Source organism: Streptomyces sp. NPDC101234 (assembly GCF_044767525.1).
Lineage (GTDB): Bacteria > Actinomycetota > Actinomycetes > Streptomycetales > Streptomycetaceae > Streptomyces > Streptomyces sasae.
The window spans coordinates 1-13,341 of record NZ_JBIWOA010000081.1 but is presented as its reverse complement, the minus strand read 5'-3'; the positions used below and the strand labels follow the sequence as shown (position 1 = coordinate 13,341).

Sequence of the window (13,341 nt, the reverse complement as noted above, 5' to 3'; positions counted from 1 at the left end):
GTGGCCCCCGGGTCGGTGGTTTGCGTGGGTGCCTGCGCCACACACCATCCTGGGGTGGCCCGGGAAGGGGGTGCCGGGGGGGGGGGCCCGGCCGGGGGGGGGGGGGGGGGGGCCCGGGGCCCCCCCCCCCCCCCCGACACTTGGCCTCATGCCGACAACGAATAGACGATCATTTCGCCCTGAGATGTTCCTGTCACCACAAGCGAGGTTCCGTCCGGCTGGTCAATTGCGGCCACAGAGATCCCCCGAAGCGGGATGTTCACCGGCTCGCCGGTGATCGCGTTCCACACATCGACCACCCCGCTCGACCCTGCGGCGAGTAGCAACGGCGTACCGCCTGGGCAAAGAGTCGCCAGCGTGTATACCTCCATGCCGGTCGCCAGAGGTGCTCCGATCTGTTCCCCTGTGGCGGCGTCCCACCGGCAGATCTCGCCTTCCGCATCGCTCGAAGCGAATGCGTTCCGCACGCTGTTCAAGGGCAAGGCGGCAATGATGTTGACCTGGGAAGCGTGGCCCGAAACCGGATCGCCGAGCGGGTTGCCGGTCTTCGCGTCCCAGCGCCGTAGAAACCCGGCGTCATCTCCGGACATGATCACGGCTTCCGACTCGGAGAGGTAACCCAGTCCTACGGACAGGACTGGGGTGGCGTGTCCGAGCAGCGGGGGACCGAGTGGTTCACCGCTGTCAGCGTCCCATCGATGAACGGCGCCGGCGTGGCCGGCTCCCACGAGTATTGCCTGTCCCTTCGGCAAGGTTCCGGCCGCAAGCCTCCAGACGGTCGAGACCGCCGGGTACACGCCGCTCATCGACTCTCCCGTCAACGCGTTCCAGCACTCCACCCCATCCTCCGTCGAAACGGCAAGGATGTAGCGGCCACGCGTCAGCGAGGCAAGAACGGAGTCGTTGTACCCCGGGAGCCGCTCGACGCTGTGCCAGACGGAGTCACCACTGCCGATGTCCCAGCGGTGGATTTCCGGTCCAATCCCCCATGTCGAGAGAAGGATGACCCCCTCCTTCGGGTCAGCTGTCACCAGCGGGTGCACCGCGTGTGGGCGTCCCGTACGAAGGGAAGCCACCTCTACAACTCGAACCATGGAAGAGTGTTCCTCTCACTACACGGGGGCTCTGTGCTGGGCGTCATTTTTCCGCACCCTCTTCCGCCGCCTCGGCAACTGGACTTGTCCGGCCGATCATGTGACCGCTTCGTGCCGGCGTCGTTGATGTGGACATGGGGCGGGGCGATCTGACAGATGCCGAGTGGGAACGGCTGCGGCCGTTTCTGCCGGTCAGCAACGGTCGTTGTGGCCGGTGGCGGGACCACCGGCAGGTAATCGACGGGATTCTGCACCGGGTCCGGACCGGAGTGCACTGGCGTGACCTACCCGAACGGTTCGGCCCGTGGAAGACGGTCTACGAACGCCACCGGCTGTGGTCGGCCGACGGGACCTGGGAACGCCTGCTCCAGCAGGTCCAGGCCGCGGCGGATGCGACCGGTGAGATTGACTGGGACGTCTCAGTGGACTCGACCGTCGTCCGCGCGCATCAGCATGCGGCCGGTGCCCGCACCGATCCGCCGCCGGCACCCCCCTCAAAGGGGGCCGAGGAGGTGGAACACCAGCACGAGAAGCCATAGCAGAGCCTGGTCGCCCGCCTGGTGGAGGTGGTGCTGGAGGTGAGGGCCTGGGCCGCTCACGCGGCGGGTTCACCAGCAAGCTCCACCTGAGCGCGGACGGCGGATGCCGCCCGCTGTCCCTGATCGTCACGCCAGGCCAGCGGGCGGACTGCACCCCGTTCAAGGTCGTCCTGGAGAAGATCCGCGTTCCCAGACCGGGCCCGGGCAGGCCCCGCAAGAAGCCGGACAGCCTCGCTGCCGACAAGGCGTACAGCAATGGACCCATTCGCAAGTACCTGCGAAAACGAGGCATCCGCCACACGATCCCGGAGAAGGCCGACAGTCAGGTCGCCCGCCTGCACAAAGGATCACGCGAAAGACGGCCGCCCGGCTTCGATGAAGAGCGATACAAGAAGCGCAACACCATCGAACGGGCCATCAACCGACTGAAGCAGCATCGCGCGGTGGCCACCCGCTATGACAAACGCCGCTACGTCTTCCTCGGCACCGTGACTGTCGCAGCCGTCACCATCTGGCTCCGTTCATGACCGGCCATGCTCCGGTGAAGGAAGAGTATGCAGGTCGGGCCGGTTACGGGCCGCCCAAGTTCCGGCAGGTTCAGCCGAGCCCCGTTCCCAGAGCCACTGTGCACCGGCTGCCAAGGCTCGCGCAGCGTCCAGCGGTGTGGCGAAGCAATCCTCACGTTGCTCCAGGTAATGACCACCGCAATCCTCGACACGATCGCAGTCCAACACGATGTCGGCCGTCACGGCCCAGCCACCTGGCAGTGAGTGGCGATTACGGTTGTCCCGCCCGACAGGAACCCGATCGAGGCACAGAACAAACTCCACCCCCGGTGCACTTGCGGCTCCGAAGAGATCCGCCTCGGCAGCGCCAGGCATGTGATGGAACTCGAGACCACATCCCGTCCAGGTCGCTCGCGATCCCAGATGCGACGCCAGCAACACGATGCGCTCATCGGCTTGGCTCACATAGCGGCCGACCTCACCCACGTCGTCAAGGTGGGGAAAGACCCACCGAAGGTCACCATCGTCCAATCGAGTCGCCTGCACGCCGCACAGTTTGCCGTTCTCCACCGAACTCACGCCACCAGACGCCTACAGCACTGGCAACCCGCTCCCAAGCAATCGCATGATCGCCCGCGCTCGCCGGGGTCGCCGCCGCGGGCTCGGCACTGTGGCGTGTTCCCTGGTGGATCGATCACCAGTACCTCAACAACAAGCTGTCGCCAGCCATGGCGACCACCGTCACCGGGGTCCGCACCGCCATGGTGGCACTCGCCGCCGGCGGCCTGGCCGTGGTCGAAATCCTCTACACCCACCGCACTCGGCACCAGGCCCGCGAAGGGCAGGTCACCGACCGGTACACCAAGGCCATCGGACAGATCGCCTCCGACAAGCCAGTCGAGCAGATCGGTGGGATCTATGCGCTGGAGCGCATCATGCGGGTCTCGCCAAAGGACCACGCCACGATCGTCGAGGTCCTCGCCGCGTTCGTTCGTGAACACGCGTCTGTACCCAGTAAGCCCTCCATGCATAAGCGCAGCGTGCGACTGGCCCGTCGGCTTCTGCGAGCCGGAATGTCAGTCGTACCCCCCGCGACACGGGCGCAGCGACGTTCGTGTTCTTGTGTTTCCAGCGCCGAGCGAGCCGGTCCAGTCCGCGCTGGCCGTGCTCGGTCGGCGGCCCCGAGATGGTCACGAACCCTTCAATCTTCGGCTGAACATCACCGACCTGCGCGGTGCCAAGCTGGCTGGCGCCCACCTGGAGGGGGCAAACCTGATCGGGAACCGTCTAGAGAGGGCGAACCTGGAGGGGGCAAACCTGAAAGGAGCGGGCCTGATCGGGGCACGCCTGCAAGGAGCAGACCTGGAGAAAGCCCACTTGGAGAGAGTGCGGAATCTGACAGTCGAACAGTTGCTGGCTGCCCGGCCCCGGAAGAACACTCATCTGCCCGCTGTACTGGCTGCAGACGCCGCTGTCCAGGCGCGGATCGCCGAGGTGGAGCAGGAGTCACCCCAGTGATCTCGGCGCGCAGCACGGCGGCGCGGACGGTGACGTCGCGGTCGGTGCCGGCGTCGCGTGCGAGGGCTCCGACCGGCCCGCCGGGACCGCACGGCGGCGGTCGCCGGCGGTCTCGGCAAACCCGGGGCCGCGGGGCCGATCGCCGTGCGTTCTGCCCGTCAGCTCCCGTGTTTGCGGGTCATTCTGCGAGGGTCAGCGGAAGCAGGAAATAGCAACCTTTATGGTCGTCATCGCGCACGATCGGGTGAACGGCGAAACCGAGCCGGAGCTTGAGCCGGTGATTCCCTGCGTTCTCGCCGGCACTGTGCGACCTGACCTGGTGGCAACCTTTCGTGGCGGCCGCGCCGATGACCGCTCGCTGCAGGGCAGTACCCACACCCCTTCGGCGCCACCCCTCCTGCACGCCGAAGGCAAGGATCTTCGCCTCCGTCACGACCCGACCGTCGACGGTGACCGGTGGGCAGCCTGTGTCCGGGCCGATGGCCTGCACCACATAGCGGCAGAATCCAATGGGACGGCCGTCCCGCGGGACCGCGGCGAACAGGTGTGAACTCAGATGGAAGTCGGCGGAGAACCGCACCCAGTCGGTCTGCCCGAGTTCGTCGATCAATGCCCGCACCGGGTCGTTTTCAAGAGCGCCGACGGGGACTTCCCGGATCTCGATCTCCACCCTTGGGACGCTAACGGTGGTCGGCGGCAGGCGCCACCGGTTTTACGGCCCGTCACGGCAGCGGCTTCGGGCCTGATCGCGCTGGGATGAGGAACAGGTTCTGATCTTGACTCTGTCGGGGATCTTGGAGCTGCCGAGTTGGGCGGTTCCAGCGGGCACCAGAGGAGCGGCTACAACTCTGCGCGAGGCCCCAGTCCCTACCCCCGCCCGCGCGCCTGCTCACCACGCCCTTGGGCTGGCGGCGACGCATACCGGGCCCCTTGCCGGATGAGCTGCCGCGCCCGCAGGCAGGCGAGTCCTGAGCAAGGGGCACGGCATGGGGCATTCGGTATGCCGGAATCGCGTGCACCAAATCGGGAGTTATGCCAACCGCGCCGATATACGGGTTCGCTTCGACGGCCCGGTCTGACCGCCCGCTCGCTGACGGGCAGTTCGCCCCGCCTCCGGACACGGACCGCAGCTGGCCTCGAGGGCGTCGGCGTAACTCCTTCTTCCCTGTCTGGATCGCCGTCGGACGTTCTACCGGGCCGCCCGTCCCGGTTACTGTCGTGGCAGTTCTCTGAGGCAAGCTTGGCGGCGGTATCGTCGATCAGGTGGGCTTCCCTCCCCGCTCCGGCCTCGGCCCTTCTCGCGCCGTCAGGACCGCCTGGCCGACTCGCACGCCGTCGCGGTACTCGTACCACTCGGAGGGGTGGGAGCCCACGACTTCGATGCGCGCGCTGTCCACGGTGTTGACAAGCGTGAGGTGCTCGGCGTAGTCGTGCGGCGCGCCCTCGAAGAACTCCACGTTATAGGTGTCGTCTGTGTAGCGGACAATGAGCTTGGCTGGCAACCGCTCCGGATCGGGGCTCGCGGAGTCCATGTCGAATGCGCCTTCGTACCTCTTCTTCGCCATGACGGACATCCTTTCAGCTTGACTGTGTCGGGGAGCTTTGAGTTTTCCAGTGCGGCAGTATGGTCAACGGGCATGCTCGGGTAGTTCCAATGACTGATGCAGCTGTCGAGGTGCCCGTTGTCCCTCCGCCCTCGTTCCGGTGAGCGAGTCCCGCCTCTGACTGCGCAGGTCGCGCGGGCGAGCAATCCGGGTGGTACGACAGCGATATGGGTGCGTGACCGGCTGGACGGCCTGTGATGCGACGAGGACTTCGTCGACTGGTACCCGCGGGACGGGCGTCCGGGTCTCTCGCCTGCGCAGCTGGCCACCGTCTGTGTGCTGCAGTTCGTGCTCGGTCTGTCGGACCGGCAGCCCGCCGAGGCGGTCCGCTGCCGCATCGACTTCAAGTACGCGCTGGCCATGGAGCTGGACGATCCCGGCTTCCATCACAGTGTGCTGGCCGACTTCCGGGACCGTCTCGCTGAAGGCGACCGTGCCGACCGCCTCCTCGACCTCGCGCTGGCCCGCCTGAAGGAGGCCGGGCTGGTGCGCGAGCGCACCACGCAGCGTACCGACTCCACCCATGTCCTGGCCGCGGTGCGGGATCTGACACGCCTGGAGCTGGTCACCGAGGCGGTACGCGCCGCACTGGAAGAAGTCGCCGGCATCTCTCCTCACCTGCTGGACGAACTGGTCGATGAGGACTGGGGCCGCCGCTACGGCCGTCCGGTCCGCCTGGGCAAGAACCCCACCAAACCCAAGACCAGAATCCTCGCCACCGGAAACGACGCCGTCAGGCTCCTGGAACACCTCTACCGGCACGGAGCAGACCGCACGTCCGGCCCGCGTATCCAGGCCCTGCGCCAGATCATGGTGCAGAACTACCACCGTGACGCCGCAGGACACCTGCTCTGGCGCACCGCCGAAACGGAAGGCGGGCCCGGGCTGCCGCCCTCGTCCCGGGCGATCGTCTCGCCCTACGACACCTCGGCACGCTACGCACGCCACGGACACATCATCAGCTGGAAGGGGTTCACCGCTCACCTGACCGAGACCTGTGCTCCCGACGGCCCCAACGTGATCACGGACGTGGCCACCACCGCGGCCACCACCCACGACAGCCAGGTCCTGCCCGGCATCCATACCCGCCTCGCCCGCCGCGGCCTGTTGCCCGCCGAGCACCTGGTCGACACCGGCACTCCGGGCCGCTGAAGAGCAACCCCACCCGCCAGCACCGCCAAAACGAGGGCTTCGCCCGGGACGACTTCCACATCGACTACGACAAGCAGCAGGTCACCTGTCCCCAGGGCCAGGTCAGCGCGGGCTGGCACGGCCCCTACCCGACCTCCTCACCCACTGCGGCCCCGCTGATCGTGGCACGGTTCACCAAGGGCCAGTGCCAGCCCTGCCCGGTCCGCACCCAGTGCACCACCTCCCACCAGAGCGCCCGCAACGTCGGCTTTCCCCCACGAGAACTCCGCGACCTGCAACTCCGCGTCCGCACCGAGCAGCAGACACCTGAGTGGAAGACCCGCTACGCGGTCCGCTCCGGAGTGGAGGGAACCGTCAACGAGTTCGCCCACGGACACGGCATGCGCCGCTGCCGCTACCGAGGACAGGGAAAGGCCCACATCCAGCACGTCCTGACCGCCATCGCCGTCAACATCGAGCGCCTCAGCGGACTGTCACCAACCGAGGAACCCCCGACGCCCCGCCCACCGACCGCCTTCCAGAACTACCTCGACCAGCGCGAACTACCCCGGCCAAAGTCCTGGCGAACCCTCGGCACCTGACCTCGACCATCCAAGATCACCGACAGAGTCAAGCTTAGGCTGCGGAGGCCGGCGGCGCTCTGTCTGGAGAGGGCCACCGTGCGTTTGAGAAGGGGCGGCACCCGTGCTGAGCGGCGCCGTCCCTTCTGTGTGCCCGGCGCCGTGTCATGCGGGACGTGAGAGCGACGGCCGCGACACCGTCATGGACGACAGGGAGTAAGGACTGTGGGAGAGATCGAGGACACCTTGGACCGCACGGGGCAGGAGCAGTTCACCCGGGAACCGCCGAAGACGGTCAAGGGGCGCGTGGACTTCCTCGTGCGGCAGCTCGGCACGACGCGGGGTGACGGCACGACAGCGACGATCAACGAGCTGTCGCGCTGTGGGTTCTGTAGGCCGCTGGCCGCGCAGAGGTCCCGTCGATGGTCATCATGGATTCCCGGACATGCACGCCGCCGGAGTCTCGACACGGGCGAGAAACGCCCGAGGGCCGGTACGCCGGTAGCGTGATGACGTCCGGGCTCAGGCGCAGGTGGTGGTGCCGACGGTGTGGATGCCGGAAGACCGTACCCAGCCCGCGGTGCTCCGCAGGGCGTCGGCGGCGGGGTCCCTGTCCGGTTGCTGATCACGGTGTCGGCTGCGAACAGGCCGCCCGTGACGACGTCGGTGACGACCGAGGTTGAGACGGTGCCCACGATGGTCGTGTTGAAGTTCAACGACCCGGTCTGTGACGTCGCGGCCACGTCTGGTCGGTTCACGTTCGGCCAACGGAATCCGCTGAGCAACGACTTCACCTTCGCAGTAGGTTTCACACTTCCGCGATATGATTTCGGCGGTTTGCAGACTGGCAGCTGTCGTATCACCCGGGAGTTGGCGTGGCCCTGCCCGTTCATCCCGTTCTGCCTGGCGACGGCGATCGGCCGACCGGTGGTTCCTCTTTGCGTCTTCAGGTCTTGGGCCCGTTGCGGGTGTGGCATGAGGGTGTCGAACTGGATACCGGTCCCCGGCAACAGGCCTATCTGCTGGCCTTGCTCCTGGCCCGGGTGGGCAGGCCGATCAGCACGAGCGAAATGATCGACCTGATCTGGGACCACGACGTCCCCAACAGCGCGCTCAACATCATCCAGAAATACGTCGGCGCATTGCGGCGACTGCTCGAACCCGCGATCCCCGCCCGTGAAACCGGCTCCTACCTGCACCGCCGCGGCAACGCCTACCTGTTCACCGCCGCCCCCGGCGCCCTGGACCTTCTCACTTTCCGAGAACTCGTTGTGACCGCCAAAGAGGCCATGGCAGGGCAACGCCAGGAGACGGCGCTGGATCGCTATGTCGAAGCGCTCGGTCTCTGGCGGGGCTGTGCGGGCGACGGGTTCACCCACAGGTCGACCGCGCTGCCGACCTTCACCGCTCTTGACGACGAGTTCCACGTCGCCTGCACCGAAGCGGCCGAGCTGGCGGTGTCGCTGCGCCGACCGGCATCGGTGCTGTCGGCACTGCGGCTGGCCGCATCGACGGCACCGTTCCACGAACCCGTCCACGCCAGCCTCATCACCGCCCTGGGGGCCGCGGGACTCCGGGGCGAGGCACTGTCGGCGTACCACAGGGTCCGTGCCCGTCTCGCCGACGAACTCGGCATCGATCCTGGCCCGGAGATACAGGCCGCGCACCTGCAAGTGCTGACGCAGCCCCCGGCCTCACCGCCCGTGGCGAGTCCGGCCGGCGCTTCGGCGCGGACGGAAGCCAGCCTCGTCGGCAGGGTCGAGGAACTCGCCGTACTGCGGGAAACCGTGGAGAAGGCTTTCACCAGCGGCGCGGCGCTGGGCATCGTCCAAGGCGAGCCGGGCGTGGGCAAGACCCGGCTGCTGCAGGAGGTCGCCGGCGAAGCAAGCCGGCGTGGCGCGCTGGTCGTCTGGGGTTCATGCCTGGAAGGCGACGGAACACCGTCGATGTGGCCCTGGGAACAGACGCTCCGCGCGATTCTCGATAGCCTGCCCGCGTCGTTGCGGGAGAAGTGGCTCGCCAGCGAGCTCGGCGGCCTCCTTCAATCTCCAGACGACTACGCCGCCGGGTCTGCGATTCCCGACAGCCGTGCGCAGTTCCGCCTGTTCGAGCAGGTCGTCACTGTCGTCGGGCAGGCCTCGGCGCAACGGCCCGTGCTGCTGATCGTCGATGACCTGCAGTGGGCCGACGCCGCCTCACTCCAGCTGTTCGGCCACCTGACGACCCGGCCGCCCACCGGCACGGTGATCATCGGAGCGCTACGCGATCGTGCACCCGCACCCGGCTCCAGCCTTTCGCAGGTCCTGGCCGCGGCCGGTCGGCTGCCCGGCCACCGCAGGATCCGGCTCGGCCCGCTCGGCCTGACCGACGTGACCGAGCTCATCCGCCGCGAAACCGGCCACGAGCCCGGTGCCGAAGCCGCCCGCGGCATCCATGCTCGCACCGCCGGCAATCCGTTCTTCGTCCAGGAGCTGTCCCGGCTGCTCAACGACGACGGCTCGCTCGGCGACGGCGGCACACCCGTGCGGGCCGGGGTGCCGGTCACCGTGCGAGACGTCGTCCGCGATCGGATGGCCGGTCTCGACGACAGCACGCACGACCTGCTGCGCACCGCCGCGGTCATCGGCCGCGACGTGGACCTCGACCTGCTCGCCCGCGCGATCGGCGTCGAGATCGCGGACTGCCTCGAACGCCTCGAACCGCTGCAAGAACTAGGTCTCCTAGAGACCAAACCGGAAGACCCGTTCTCGTGGCGCTTCGCGCACGACCTCGTCCGTGAGTCGGTCACCGAGACCACCGCGCGGCACCAGGCCGTCCAGTTGCATCTGCGCGTCGCCGACGCCCTCGAACCCATCCACGGAGACGACGAGTCCGTCGCCGAACGCCTCGCCTACCATCTGTGGGCCGCGGGCCCCCTGGCTGACCCGGGTCGCACCGCGAAGGCACTGGCGCGCGCCGGTCGCCGCGCGGCGACCAAGCTCGCGTTCGCGGCGGCCTACCGCAACCTGGAATCGGCCGTCCAGATCGCCCGGACGGCGGGGCTGCTGGAACTCGAACTGTCCGTCCTGTCGCTGCTCAACCTCCTCGCCGTCGAGCCTCCGGGAATGGGCGGCTCAACGTACGATCTGCTGGAACGGGGCGCATATCTCGCCCGCAGACTGGGCCGCGAGACGGCCGAGGCCGAGTTTCTCTTCTTTCGGATGACCGGGGCCTACGTCTCCACCGAGAACGACCGTGGAACGTGGGCTCGCCGGCTGCATGAGCAAGGCGAGGCGTCCACGGATCCGATCATCAAGGCTTACGGCCGGCAGGCCTGGGGCTTGCACCAATGGGACATCGGCGACATTGGCGCGGCGTTTCAATGTTTCAGCTGGCTGGGCCGTACCACTGCGGACGACGTCGCCTCGCTGCTCGCGAACTCGGCCAACCCGCACCCGGGACCGGCTCAGGAAAGTCTGTACCACCTTGCCGGCCAGGTCGGGGGTGTCCCGGTCCGACGCCGCGACGACCGCGGACGTTGGCGGATCCCGGATGAGTGGATCGGCTATCTGGGGGTAATCACCACGCTGCATGGCGATGTCGAGACTGGGCGGTCCCTGCTCGGCACGGTGTACCAGGCCGAGGGAGACCTCTTCGAGATGTCGGGCTGGACCCGCTACCAGACCATGGCCGCCTCGATGGCCGGTGACGCGGCCTGGGCGATGCAGGCGACCGAACGGTGGGTCGAGGCCAGCGCCGACCTTCCCGGCGTCGCCCAGGAAGCCTATATACGGCTGGACTGGTACTGGGCCCGTGCCCTCTCCGGCGACGACCCGGCCAGCGCCGCGGCCAAGGCCGAACATCTCCTGGCCGCGACCCTGGCCGACCCGCCGAGATGGGGCCTCGCCTACTGGTACGGACTGATCGCCGAGATGTGGCTGGCAGCCGAGAGGCCCGACAAGGCCGCGACCGCCCTCGAGCAAGCCGACCAGGCCATCAAAGCCCACGGCCAACGCTATGCCGAAGGACTTCTCCTGTTGCTGCGTGCGCGCCTGCTGCACGCCCGCGGTGAACCCGTCGATGTCGTGCGAGCCGCCGGCGACGAAGCCCGCACCCGATCCGGCGAACGCGGGGCCCACCTCTTCGCTCGCCGCGCCGAGAGGTTCCTGGCCGATCTCGACCAGAATCCGGCAGGAAACTGATCGCGATACGGCGAGCACCCTAGTGCTGGGTTCCTCAAACGGTGTAGACATATCGGCGCGGTCGTCGACGGGTTGGCGGTGCGGGTCTGCCCCAGATCCAGGGCTTGGCACGGGAGTTGAGCTGGTCTGTTGCCGGGGTCGTGGCGTATGCGATGTCGTCACTGTTGGCGAATGACCGGCCGGCGAGGGCGGTTTTGCGGAAGATGCGCCACCGGCCTTCCTGCAGGTTGAGCCAGCAGGCGCCGACGGGGACGAAGGCGTGGTGGATGCGGGGATGGTCCTCAAGCCAGGTCCGGGTGGACAGGCTGTTGTGGGAGGACAGGTTGTCGGTGACGATCCAGATCTCGCCCGTCGGGTTGGCATCCTCGACCTGTTGCAGGAACTGCTGGTAGAGGACGCTGTTGCGGGAGGAGGCGGCCATGGTGATCTGCTGGCCGTCCCGGACACGTAAGGCCCCGTAGACCCAGGTTTTCTCCGGTCCGCGGCTGTAATCGAGCTCCGCTTTGATCCGGTGCCCGTCCGGTGACCAGGCGGGTGCAAGCGGGAACGTTCGCGGGATCACGGGCCCCAGCTCGTCGGCGCAGATCACGGTCGCGCCGTCGGGCGGGTCGGCATAGAGGCCGATGATCCGTGTCCTTTTGGGACGAACTCCGGGTTCTTCGACCGCGTCCAGGACCGGGTGCGGCGCCAGCGCACACCCTCGGCGAGCAGAATGCGCCTCACCTGTGAGCGACCCACCTCGATCCCCGCGGCCCGCGCGGCCGCAGCCAGGGAATCCAGGGTCCACTCGGCCGGCCCGGACTCGTCGAAGGCCCACAATTCCCCCACGGGCTCCCATCTCAGACGCCCCGGCGGCACGGTCTTCACCAGCGAGATGATCCTGGAGCGGTCTTCCTCGGTGATCCGCCGCTTGCGGCCCTGCCCGCCCAGATCATCCAGCCCCTGCAGGCCCGAGCGGTTGAAACGGTGCAGCCAGCAGCGGACTGTTTTCTGGCTGCAGTCCAACTCAACAGCGATCGCGGGCACCCGCAGCCCCGACCAGCTCAACTCGATCATCCGAGCTCGCATCACCGCATCACGCGGGGCCTTCCGAGCCCGAAGTCCCGCATGACCCTTTACCGGACGGTTCTGGCCGAAGGCCAGCGCGAGGATCTGGAGGCTTTCCTTCACCATCGGCTGTTGGCCGAGCAGTGGCCCGTTCCACGGCGCCTGGTCAGCCCCTACATCCGCGAGGCCTGGGAGGATGCTTTCCCCGAGCTGCCGTGAACCGCTACCGGCGGCATGACGGCCGCGTGAAGCTCCCCCGCTCCACGAGCGTCTCCTTGCCGACATCCTCGACCTGGGCTCCCCCTATCCTCTGGTCCTCACCGGCGGGTACGCCGTACAGGCCCACGGCCTGGTCAAACGCTTCAGCCGCGGCCTCGACGTCGCCACCGAAAATCCCGCCCCGATGGAGGAGATCGTCGCCTCGCTCACGGCCGGGCTCACCGCGCGCGGCTGGCGGACCGCGCATGTCCAGACCGATCCGCTCAGCGGCCGATTCCTCGCCGCCGATCCGGACACCGGCGAAGAATGCGAGGTCGACGTCCTCAAAGAGGCGTTCTGGGCACCACCCGCCCAGCCCCCCCTGGGGCCCTGTCCTCTCCCTCGACGACGTGATCGGGACCAAGGTCCGCGCTCTTGCCGACCGCGGCACCGCCCGCGACCTCATCGACGTGCAGGAAGCCTCCCGCCACCGCTCCATCGCCGACCTCGAGGCACTCGGCCGCCGCCGCGCTCACGACGAGTTCAGCCTTGAGGACCTTCGTGATCAACTCATCGGGGCCGACTGGTACGAGGACGAGGACTACGCCACGTACGGACTGACCGCCCAGCAGATCAGCGAACTCAAAGCATGGGCGCTGAAATGGGCGCAGGACCTGGGGACACGGATCCACGATCAGGACGGCTGACAGGTAACTGCAACACCCTCAGCGCGGCTTGATCAGACGTAGACCGGTGGTCCGAAGCTCGGCCCGGTGATGCCACTGGAGCAGCCAGCATCGGCAACCAGGTACTGCATGACCTCCGTCACGTGGACAACACCCGTTACTAGCCTCGCGCTTTCAGTGCGACGTGAAGTCGCTGTCATGCAGTGGTAGTTGCAAGGAGAGGAGTCGACTGCCCCGGCCTGTGACCGATGGCCGG

The 13,341-nt window shown here is 67.7% G+C and carries 13 protein-coding genes and 1 pseudogene; 7 read left to right on the top strand and 7 right to left on the bottom strand.

Features of this window, described 5'->3' with window-relative positions; translation table 11 throughout:
* Positions 1 to 146 precede the first annotated feature (146 nt).
* Positions 147 to 1,031, bottom strand: coding sequence for a WD40 repeat domain-containing protein (locus tag ACIRR9_RS55095; RefSeq protein ID WP_403769385.1), 885 nt, complete (start codon positions 1,029 to 1,031; stop codon positions 147 to 149).
* Positions 1,032 to 1,228: 197 nt separating this feature from the next.
* Between ACIRR9_RS55095 and ACIRR9_RS55090 the strand changes: the two genes are divergently transcribed.
* Positions 1,229 to 2,160, top strand: a protein-coding gene (locus tag ACIRR9_RS55090; RefSeq protein ID WP_403769383.1) for an IS5 family transposase whose coding sequence is annotated in 2 segments (ribosomal slippage) — positions 1,229 to 1,561 and positions 1,564 to 2,160 — 930 coding nt in all. Because the reading frame shifts where the segments join, the coding sequence is not laid out codon by codon here.
* Here the strand turns inward: ACIRR9_RS55090 and ACIRR9_RS55085 are convergent.
* Positions 2,155 to 2,718, bottom strand: coding sequence for a hypothetical protein (locus ACIRR9_RS55085; protein ID WP_403769381.1), 564 nt, complete (start codon positions 2,716 to 2,718; stop codon positions 2,155 to 2,157). The genes ACIRR9_RS55090 and ACIRR9_RS55085 overlap by 6 nt on opposite strands.
* Entirely contained in the window at positions 2,715 to 3,140 is a 426-nt protein-coding gene (locus ACIRR9_RS55080; RefSeq protein WP_403769388.1) for a hypothetical protein, read from the bottom strand. Before ACIRR9_RS55080 ends, ACIRR9_RS55085 begins: the two co-directional genes overlap by 4 nt.
* Here ACIRR9_RS55080 and ACIRR9_RS55075 point away from each other — a divergent pair.
* Positions 3,058 to 3,657 carry a pentapeptide repeat-containing protein gene (locus ACIRR9_RS55075; RefSeq protein ID WP_403769379.1) on the top strand — a complete coding sequence of 200 codons (600 nt, stop codon included), beginning with the start codon at positions 3,058 to 3,060 and terminating at the stop codon, positions 3,655 to 3,657. The genes ACIRR9_RS55080 and ACIRR9_RS55075 overlap by 83 nt on opposite strands.
* A gap of 178 nt (positions 3,658 to 3,835) precedes the next feature.
* Here the strand turns inward: ACIRR9_RS55075 and ACIRR9_RS55070 are convergent, their stop codons facing one another.
* On the bottom strand, positions 3,836 to 4,327 hold the full coding sequence (locus ACIRR9_RS55070; RefSeq protein ID WP_403769377.1) for a GNAT family N-acetyltransferase: 492 nt from the start codon (positions 4,325 to 4,327) through the stop codon (positions 3,836 to 3,838).
* A 589-nt stretch (positions 4,328 to 4,916) separates the two neighbouring features.
* Positions 4,917 to 5,222: a hypothetical protein gene (locus tag ACIRR9_RS55065; protein WP_403769375.1), complete on the bottom strand. Its 306-nt coding sequence runs from the start codon at positions 5,220 to 5,222 to the stop codon at positions 4,917 to 4,919.
* 315 nt (positions 5,223 to 5,537) lie between these two features.
* Here ACIRR9_RS55065 and ACIRR9_RS55060 point away from each other — a divergent pair, with 315 nt between their 5' ends.
* The 4 genes from ACIRR9_RS55060 (at position 5,538) to ACIRR9_RS55045 (ending at position 11,154) form a co-directional block, all read left to right on the top strand.
* Positions 5,538 to 6,413: a transposase gene (locus ACIRR9_RS55060; protein ID WP_403769372.1), complete on the top strand. Its 876-nt coding sequence runs from the start codon at positions 5,538 to 5,540 to the stop codon at positions 6,411 to 6,413.
* Positions 6,410 to 6,994 (top strand): transposase, encoded by a 585-nt coding sequence (locus tag ACIRR9_RS55055; protein ID WP_403769387.1) that lies wholly within the window; start codon positions 6,410 to 6,412, stop codon positions 6,992 to 6,994. The genes ACIRR9_RS55060 and ACIRR9_RS55055 overlap by 4 nt, the downstream gene beginning before the upstream one ends.
* 204 nt (positions 6,995 to 7,198) lie before the next feature.
* The gene (locus ACIRR9_RS55050; RefSeq protein WP_403769369.1) at positions 7,199 to 7,483 is read left to right on the top strand and encodes a hypothetical protein; all 285 of its coding nucleotides are present in this window, start codon (positions 7,199 to 7,201) and stop codon (positions 7,481 to 7,483) included.
* Between the two features lie 365 nt (positions 7,484 to 7,848).
* On the top strand, positions 7,849 to 11,154 hold the full coding sequence (locus ACIRR9_RS55045; RefSeq protein ID WP_403769366.1) for an ATP-binding protein: 3,306 nt from the start codon (positions 7,849 to 7,851) through the stop codon (positions 11,152 to 11,154).
* Positions 11,155 to 11,188: 34 nt separating this feature from the next.
* On the opposite strand, the gene ACIRR9_RS55040 is transcribed toward ACIRR9_RS55045, so the two are convergent.
* Together ACIRR9_RS55040 and ACIRR9_RS55035 are read right to left on the bottom strand one after the other, a co-directional pair.
* Positions 11,189 to 11,743, bottom strand: a complete 555-nt coding sequence (locus tag ACIRR9_RS55040; protein ID WP_403769363.1) for a transposase — start codon at positions 11,741 to 11,743, stop codon at positions 11,189 to 11,191.
* On the bottom strand, positions 11,740 to 12,327 hold the full coding sequence (locus ACIRR9_RS55035) for a transposase (protein ID WP_403769360.1): 588 nt from the start codon (positions 12,325 to 12,327) through the stop codon (positions 11,740 to 11,742). Before ACIRR9_RS55035 ends, ACIRR9_RS55040 begins: the two co-directional genes overlap by 4 nt.
* Positions 12,328 to 12,484: 157 nt before the next feature.
* Here ACIRR9_RS55035 and ACIRR9_RS55030 point away from each other — a divergent pair.
* Positions 12,485 to 13,106 (top strand): annotated as a pseudogene (locus ACIRR9_RS55030) (nucleotidyl transferase AbiEii/AbiGii toxin family protein).
* Positions 13,107 to 13,341 lie beyond the last annotated feature (235 nt).